1 pseudogene is annotated in these 708 nt (G+C 60.5%); it reads right to left on the reverse strand.

Features of this window, described 5'->3' with window-relative positions:
* A pseudogene (locus tag NKJ75_RS32785) lies at window positions 1–273 on the reverse strand (transposase); the annotation flags it as partial.
* Window positions 274–708 lie beyond the last annotated feature (435 nt).

The raw sequence follows: 708 nt of genomic DNA on the forward strand, positions 1-708 counted from the left end.
CGAACAGCTCGGTGGAGAAGCGCCCGGCCCGGTCCTGCGGAACCCGCAGCTCGAGCTTGCCGACCCGCGTCACAAGGGTACGGCCATAGTAACCGGAGCGATAGCCAGCCGTTCGGGCGTGCGCTCGCTCTTCGAGGCACCCAGCGCCTCGTCCATCTCGGCTTCGAGAACCTCCTGCATCACCGCACGGAGCACTTCGTGAAGGCCGTCCGGGTTCGAAAGAAAAATGTCTTTGACGGCAGCGCTGGCGGTCTTAACTTCAGTCTTGGTCATGGGGGCGTTCCTTCCAGGGAATCGGTGACGTGAACAATCACCAGCCTGCCATGACCGCCCCTCTCAGCGAATTTGCAGAACTCTCAGCACACTACCGGCCGCCGGCGTCGGAACACCCTTGACGGCGGCGTACTACACGACGCGCGATCTTGGCGCTAATAGCGGCGATTGCGCAACGCAGCCCCGTCTCATAGATAGATCGTGCCCAGACCTGTTAGGGCGAAGCCGAATGGCTGATCCACTCGACCACCCCTAGACTAACGTCGTCCTACCGATGAAAGTTCAAGACGAGTCTACACTGCGAGCAGACGAGGAACCCAGATCGTTCCCGTTCGCCATCGAAAACGGTGTGATCGACCAATGGAGCGAATCTACGGCACGTTGGAGGATAGCTTCGCTTTGAGCATGGCTGGGTGAGGCGACTAGGACGTGCCC

The organism is Mesorhizobium sp. M0058 (assembly GCF_040323095.1).
Lineage (GTDB): Bacteria > Pseudomonadota > Alphaproteobacteria > Rhizobiales > Rhizobiaceae > Mesorhizobium.